We start from the raw sequence: 6,796 nt of genomic DNA on the forward strand, positions 1-6,796 counted from the left end.
AACTGATAACTGATAACTGATAACTGATAACTGATAACTGATAACTGATAACTGATAACTGATAACTGATAACTGATAACTGATAACTGATAACTGATAACTGATAACTGATAACTGACTTCTAACCCAATTTTGGACAAAGATAAGCAAAAATTATTTATTGACTCCAAAAACTTGAGAATATTTAAATTAACATTCCGCAATATTTACAAATTCTTAAGAATTAATTGAGAAAGATTTTTATTTAACAACGATGTTATCATGGTTACAGCGATTTTGCTGAATTTCATAATGGGTTTCTCTGTGCTTTTTTGGGTAGCAATGACTGAACCCCTTGCCACATCTACAAGGTGATCCTAACTAAGACGGTTAAATCAGTCAATTTCACCCATAACGATGATCTTTTTTTTGTGTAGTTTTATTGCAAAAAAAAAAGTTTTTTTGACAAAAAACACAAAGTGTGATACGTGCGCCAACCTAGTTCTGGCTGCGAGTAATTATTGCAGAGTTAGGTTAAAATCAGGGGATTTCCTGTTTCCAAGTCAAGAAATACAGAAAAGCAGCAATTCGATCGAGAAACCGATAAAAACAGCCTAGACTAGAAAAAGAATCCTCTATCCTGACAGCTATCCTGTGGAGATTACTTTTTTAGGAACCAGTTCTGGGGTTCCCACTCGTTCCCGTAATGTCTCTAGTATCGCCCTTCGTTTGCCGCAACGGGCGGAAATATGGCTGTTTGACTGTGGAGAAGGAACTCAACACCAGTTACTGCGTAGCGACCTGAAAAGTTCCCAAATCCGACGCATTTTTATCACCCACATGCACGGAGATCATATCTTTGGTTTAATGGGACTGTTAGCCAGTATCGGATTAGCCGGTTCTGCTCAGGATATTGATATCTACGGACCCCCCGGACTAGGGGACTATCTGCGTGCTTGTGCTAAGTATTCCTATACTAATTTAGCCAATCGGGTGCGTGTCCATCCCGTTTCCCCCGGCATACTCTACGAAGATGAAGAATTTACCGTCTCCTGTCAGCTATTAAAACATCGTATTCCCGCCCACGGTTATCGCATCGCCGAAAAAGACCGTCCTGGACGTTTTGATGTGGAAAAAGCCAACGCTTTGGGTATTCCCCCCGGACCGATTTACGGCAAGCTGAAAAAAGGGGAAACTGTCACCCTTCCCGATGGCAGAAAAATTCGCGGTCAGTCCCTCTGCGGAGAAACGGAAATCGGCCGTAAAATTGCCTATTGTACCGATACTATTTTCTGTGAAGGCTCGATCGAATTGGCACGGGATGCAGATGTGCTAATTCATGAGGCGACTTTTGCACATCAAGATGCCGGGTTAGCTTTTGAAAGTGTTCACTCCACTTCGACGATGGCAGCCCAGGTGGCCTTGGCAGCCCAAGTAAAATTGTTATTAATGACCCATTTTAGTCCCCGTTATCTACCGGGCAATTCTCTGGATATTTCCAATCTGTTAGAGGAAGCGCGGGCGATTTTTCCTAACACTAAATTAGCCTACGATTTCCTCACCTACGAAGTCCCTCGCAACCGTCAAGAAATGGCCTTAGGAGTTAAATAATTATGCCAGCAGCAGTAGAAGAAAAAAGCATGGTTCCCACGGTTTTAGTGGGTATTGGTGGCACGGGTAACGAAATTTTATCGCGCTTGCGTCGCTTAATCGAGGAAAGTTATGGCAGTTTGAGCAATTTTCCGATTGTCAGTTTTTTGGTGGTTGATACGGATAAGGATTATAAAATCAGTAATCCTGAAGCTGCCGGCAGTGCTTTTAAAGATAACGAAAAACACTGGGCCCGGGTGAGTGGAAAACAGGTACAGGAGATGGTATCTGACATGGATAGATATCCCTGGATTAATAGTTGGTTTCCCCCGGAATTAGAGAGAAATATTACTTCCCTGGAAGCGGGAGCGGGACAAATTCGCGCCTGTGGCCGTTTTGCTTTATTTTGCAATTATCATGAGATCCAAAGAAAATTTCTGGACGCAGTGAGACGGGTAAAAGGACAAGAAAACTTTATGCTCGATCGCTATGGAATTAAAGTTAATAATACTGCTATTAATGTCTTTACTACGGGGTCTTTAAACGGTGGTACAGGTAGCGGAATGTTAATCGATCTAGGCTACTGTATTCGTAATTGGTTACGCGGGGAAAGTAGTCCTTTGAGTACGGCAATTGTTCCCACTCCTGAAGCATTTGCGGGGATTAGTGTCGGCGATCGAGTTTTGGCTAATGGTTACGCTGCCTTGATGGAATTGAATTACTTTTCTGACTACAGAACCGAATATCATCAACAGTTTAGCAGTGGTTTGGTCGATGAAGTGGTTAGTAAATTACCCCCCTTTGATTTTACCTATTTAGTGGGGACAAAAAACGGCGAAGGTGATTTTAAACTCGGTCAAATTCGGGAAATGATCGCCCAAAATATCTTCCTAGATATGACCTCTGATTTTGCCCCCCATAAGCGTTCCATTAGAGATAATATTAAGGGTTCTTGGGCGCAAGCTGACCCGGGAGGTCGCGGTTATCCTAAGCAATTTATGAGTTTTGGGCTATCAACTATTGAAATTCCTATTGCCCAAATTCGTGCCTCTTTATCGGAACGTTTAGCCAAAGATTTAATTAATTGGTGGCTGAATGATTCCGTGATTTTACCCGCTCAAATGTTGGAGTTAGTAAGAGGTGATATCCTCAAAAGAATGCGCTTGAGCGAAGGGGAATTAATTATGGATTTATGTGCCGACAAGGATCGCTCTTTAATTGCCATAATCTCCCAATGGATTAACGAAACTCGTCAGGAAATCAATCAAAATAATTGGCTATCTTGTACCAAACAGGGTGTTAATATTTTAGGTAATGAACAGGGAAAAATCCTGCAATTTATTAATGATTATTTAACGCCAAGAGTCGAGGAATTTAAACGTAATCATTTACTAGAATTGAGTCCCGATGAACGGCTGCACGGCGATTACCTGAAAAAGATTTATAGTAACCGGGATGAAATTATTCAACGGGGTAAAAAGTCTCTAGAAATGGAGTTTTATAATATCCTTGAGGATCGAAATCGTGGGGTAAAATTTGCCGAGAGTTTTATTGTTTCAGTACGACAAATCTTCACCGACATAGCCGAAAAATTCCGTCGCGATCAAGAACAGGTTTGGAGTCAAAACGAAAGTAAACGTCAACGGGAATACGATACAGCCTTAGCAGAAATTAATGATCTGAAAGATAAACTTCATATCTCGAAAAAAGATAAGATGCAAGAATATTGTGAACAAGCTTTAACGGGATTGGAAGGCTATTTAATGGCCAATATTCAACGAAAAACCAGAGGTGCAGGAGTAGAGGTTATTAATCGTTTACTGGAACATCTTAATCAATTAGAAAGCCGTTTTAATCGCTTTCGTCAGAAATTAATTCAAAGTCGCGATCTATTTAATCTGCAAGCTAATCAACAGATTGATAGCGCCGATGCTTTGTTAATTAATGGGATTAAATTATTTGACAGACAAGAATTAAATAGTCTTTATCAAGACTTTATCGAACAATTTGCTTCGGGGATTGCTGGTAACAAAAATGCCTACGATACGGGTATGGATAACCTTTGTTTACCCCTCTCAGAAGAAATTTTAAAGCAATCTAGCCCCCTCTGGAAAGAAACGCGGCGCGCTGATGAAAATATGCGTTTATTTGACATCACCGAGATTGCCGATATTCGTCAAGGAGATTTTCAACAAGTTATCCTAAACCAAGCTAATCAACTCCTACAAAATGCTCCCGCTAGTAGTCGCATTCAGCAGGAATTAGCCGCTTGCGATCGCTTGTTAAAAATTTACAACAACGATGCCGATATTATCAATAATCTTCGCATTGCCTACCAAAAATCGCGACCCCTAATTATGCTCAATCCTGCGGTTTTGCGGGGAAAAGATGCGGGTTTTACACCCCAATTAAATCAAAATGTTGCCCTGATTGGAGGAAGAAATACCAGTAACCCAGCAGCCCAAAAAATTATTCCGAAACTGCGGGAATTTATTACCAACGAAGACGATATTAAACCCTTGGCAGAAGTGGAAAAATATCGTCTTGTCTTCGTACAGGAAATTGGCGGTTTTTCCCTACGCTGTCTCGAGGGAATGCGAGAGTTGCGGCAATCCTATCAGGACTGGAAAGGAGAATTTATTCTCGCTAAACGCGCCCAACAAATGGGGGAAAATCGCGATTTACCCATCCCCGTGCATATCCAAAAGGAACCTCCTTTCTGGGATGTTTTTCCCGAAGATCCGAGTATTTATCAATTGGTGGTGACAGCCCGAGCTTTGAAAGTGCTTTTTCCAGAAGTCAATCGAGTCACTAATGAGAAAACAATTCGCTATGAAATTAAAACCGCAACGGGATTAAAAAAAGTCGATATTGCCACCAGTTGGGAAGATGCGGTACAGGTGTTAGAAGTAAAAGCTTGTCGCGAAGATAAGGAAAAAATTCAAAGTCAGGTGACAGCTAAGTTACAGGCTGCAGCCACTCCGGAGAAAAAACAAGCTTTGTATCGGACTTTCATTGAATATTTACAACAACGTTCCGAGGAGTTGACAGGAGGAAAAGATAATACAGAATATAAACGGGAAGATGCAATTATTTTGCAGTTAATCCATAACTATAAGTTGGATAGCGGTGGAGAAATTCCTCTTTCTTCGGTGACGGAAGTGGCTAACCCAGCTTTAATTATCTGCGGTATTTGTGGACACAAAAACCCGCCCTCGTCTAATTTTTGTTCTAAGTGTGGGGCAAAATTAGTTAAGTAGAAATATAGATTTTGGGTTTGATCCCCCCTGCCCCCCTTGATAAGGGGGGTGCCGATAGGCGGGGGGAGCCGCCTTGATAAGGGGGGAATCTGACAATTTTTAACACCTACCTAATTTAACAGATAATTTGGGGGTGTTAGCTGGACTAACATCCCCCAAAATGAAAATTTTCGGGAAAAATTGCCTAATAGCGAAAAAACTGGATTATAATAAGGTCTTTACTCAAGATTTTTGCTAACCGCTAACTGCCATAAAACCCAATCAAGACCCCTGTTTATCGAGAGAAAAACCAATGGTAGCCACTTTAAAAGGACGAGATGTTTTAAGAATAACCGACATGAGTAGCGAAGAAATCAGCGCCCTACTCAATCTATCGGCACAGCTTAAAGCTGGCACTCTTAACCCTAGCTGCAACAAAGTCTTAGGATTGCTATTTTATAAAGCTTCCACTCGGACCCGGGTTTCCTTTACCGTCGCCATGTACCAGTTAGGGGGACAGGTGATCGATCTTAATCCCAGTGTAACCCAAGTGGGGCGCGGGGAACCCTTAGCCGATACAGCCCGGGTACTCGATCGCTATCTCGATATTCTCGCAGTTCGCACCTTTAAACAAGAGGATTTAGAAGCTTTTGCCAATTACTCGCGCATCCCGATTATCAACGCTTTAACGGATTTAGAACATCCCTGCCAGATATTAGCCGATTTACAGACTATCCAAGAGACTTTTCAGACTTTAAGGGGAATTAACCTCACCTATGTGGGGGATGGCAATAATGTCGCTAATTCTCTCCTCTTGGGTGGTGCTTTGATGGGGTTAAATGTGCGAGTTGCCTCCCCCGCAAACTATCAACCGGATGGGGAAATTGTCGCCAGCGCCAGGGCTATTGGCGAGAAAACCGGTAGTAAAATCTTAATTACCGACGATCCCGTTACCGCCGTAAAAGACTCTCAGGTGGTTTATACTGATGTCTGGGCGAGTATGGGACAGGAAAGCCTCGCTGATGCCCGAATTCCCGTTTTTCAGCCCTACCAAGTCAATGAACAGCTAATGAGTCACGCTGACAAAGACGCGATTATTCTCCATTGTTTACCTGCTCACCGGGGCGAAGAAATTACCGACGGGGCGATCGAGGGTGTACAATCAAAAGTCTGGGAGCAAGCGGAAAATCGGATGCACGCCCAAAAAGCTTTAATGGTGAGTTTATTGGGATTAATCTAGCTCCCGATGCTCAGTTACTAAAATAATTATTAAACTCGATCATCAATCATCCTAAGACCTGTCCGACACCGGAAGTTAACGCTAGGATTGATGGTAAGAGCAATAATCAGGGCAGCCTCCACACAAACTATATGTCAGACACCTCCGCCGTTAAAAAATATCTCGCCCATTGGTTTCAATTGGGAAAAAAAGTTATTTGTCCCAAAAACCAAGCTATGCTATTTCCGCTGCCAATTTTCAATGCTGATCGCTATTCGTCGGAGTTTGAGGATTGTTGGCAAAAAATGCTTGATCCTCAAAGTGGCGATTGTTACCTAGAAGGTACTCAACAAACCATCCAAGACTTACTTTCCCCTCAATGGGAATTTCATCCCTGCGCTCGTTGTACTATACCCGTACCAATTGAAGTGCTGGGCCAATCGGGTTTATCCTGTCCCTGCCATGATTTGAGTAATTGGCCCAATTTAGAATTACCCCTACCCCATTTACCCGTCAATAGTCGAGAAAATCTCGATCGCATCCGGCAAAGATTGCTAAAAAATTCTCCCTCACATTAACCGGACAAAAAGAGACGTTAGGGGTAACGTCTAGACAAAAGGGTTGATATTTAGGGTCTGCTGAATAAATCTAAAAACCTTGTTGGATAAGACTTTTAGACTTTTTTTTCCTCAAAAAGTGCCAGCCGTTGCGGGGATCGGGGGGAAAATTCAGGTACTTTTTCCCTGAAAATTAGGTAATTGACTACCTC

At 42.2% G+C, this 6,796-nt stretch carries 4 protein-coding genes; all 4 read left to right on the forward strand.

Annotated elements, in window-relative coordinates:
• Positions 1-633 precede the first annotated feature (633 nt).
• The 4 genes from IM485_RS07415 (at position 634) to IM485_RS07430 (ending at position 6,605) form a co-directional block, all read left to right on the forward strand.
• Complete coding sequence (locus tag IM485_RS07415) at positions 634-1,590, forward strand: ribonuclease Z (protein ID WP_104396746.1); 957 nt, start codon at positions 634-636, stop codon at positions 1,588-1,590.
• Positions 1,591-1,592: 2 nt separating this feature from the next.
• Entirely contained in the window at positions 1,593-4,829 is a 3,237-nt protein-coding gene (locus IM485_RS07420; RefSeq protein WP_287742245.1) for a tubulin-like doman-containing protein, read from the forward strand.
• 292 nt (positions 4,830-5,121) lie between these two features.
• Entirely contained in the window at positions 5,122-6,048 is a 927-nt protein-coding gene (argF, locus tag IM485_RS07425; protein WP_104396748.1) for an ornithine carbamoyltransferase, read from the forward strand.
• Positions 6,049-6,179: 131 nt separating this feature from the next.
• On the forward strand, positions 6,180-6,605 hold the full coding sequence (locus IM485_RS07430; RefSeq protein WP_039899639.1) for a hypothetical protein: 426 nt from the start codon (positions 6,180-6,182) through the stop codon (positions 6,603-6,605).
• Positions 6,606-6,796 lie beyond the last annotated feature (191 nt).

It is taken from the genome of Microcystis sp. M169S2 (assembly GCF_020245865.1).
In the GTDB taxonomy this organism is placed as follows: domain Bacteria; phylum Cyanobacteriota; class Cyanobacteriia; order Cyanobacteriales; family Microcystaceae; genus Microcystis; species Microcystis ichthyoblabe_A.

Bases quoted from the DNA above. Each gene is read 5' to 3' on its own strand.
- argF (WP_104396748.1), top strand. From the start codon at position 5,122: ATGGTAGCCACTTTAAAAGGACGAGATGTTTTAAGAATAACCGACATG.
- IM485_RS07430 (WP_039899639.1), top strand. From the start codon at position 6,180: ATGTCAGACACCTCCGCCGTTAAAAAATATCTCGCCCATTGGTTTCAA.
- IM485_RS07420 (WP_287742245.1), top strand. From the start codon at position 1,593: ATGCCAGCAGCAGTAGAAGAAAAAAGCATGGTTCCCACGGTTTTAGTG.